The organism is Streptomyces sp. AC627_RSS907 (assembly GCF_019049165.1).
This window is the reverse complement of the sequence record NZ_JAGMUE010000556.1, coordinates 1-699: the sequence shown is the minus strand read 5'-3', so window position 1 is coordinate 699 and position 699 is coordinate 1. Positions and strand designations below refer to the sequence as shown.

Genomic DNA, 699 nt, shown 5'->3' with positions numbered 1-699 from the left:
GGATCCTGGGCGCGAGGTCCGAGTTCGGCACCACGAAACGGGCCGTCGTCGTCGCCTTGAGCGGTGGTGGTGCGGTCTGGCTCATGTCGATGTCTCCCAACGTGACGTGAGCGCCGGCTGCACGGCCGTCCGTGGCTCTGGCCATCCCCCGGGGCACCCTCAACGGGCGCGCGGATGACTGCACTTCGGGTCTTCCCGGCGTGCTGGCGCGGTGTTGGTAGGACCGTAGCCGATCCGTCTCACAAGTTGTACCCCACTAGCTGAGAAGTGATACCGGGTGGACCACTTGCGGGTACCAGGCCAGACTGATGGCCATAGACGAAGGGGAGGCCGCATGCCACCGAGGAAGGCGCCTACCGCCCGCCAGCGGCGGTTGGCGACGGAGCTCCGCAAAATGCGAGAGCGTGCCGGCCTGTCAATAAGCGATGCCGCCCAGCTTCTGAGCACAGACCGGACCACGGTCAGCAATATCGAATCTGGCCGATTCGGCGTGAGCGCTGACCGAGTGAGGGCATGGTCGACGCATCACGCCTGCCCCGATCCGAAGTATGTTGACGCACTCGCAAGAATGGCGGAGGAGCGAGGCAAGGGATGGTGGGAGCAGTACCGCGGAACGCTTTCGACAAGCGCGCTCGATCTGGCTGAACTCGAGCACAACGCCCGTAGCCTCACCGTGCTCCAGGTGGTCTACGTGCCAGG

The 699-nt window shown here is 65.1% G+C and carries 1 protein-coding gene; it reads left to right on the top strand.

The genetic code is table 11. The features are described 5' to 3' along the window. Positions 1–334: 334 nt before the first annotated feature. Positions 335–699: helix-turn-helix transcriptional regulator (locus tag KUM32_RS37040; protein WP_217146255.1), on the top strand; the 365-nt coding region annotated here is incomplete at its 3' end.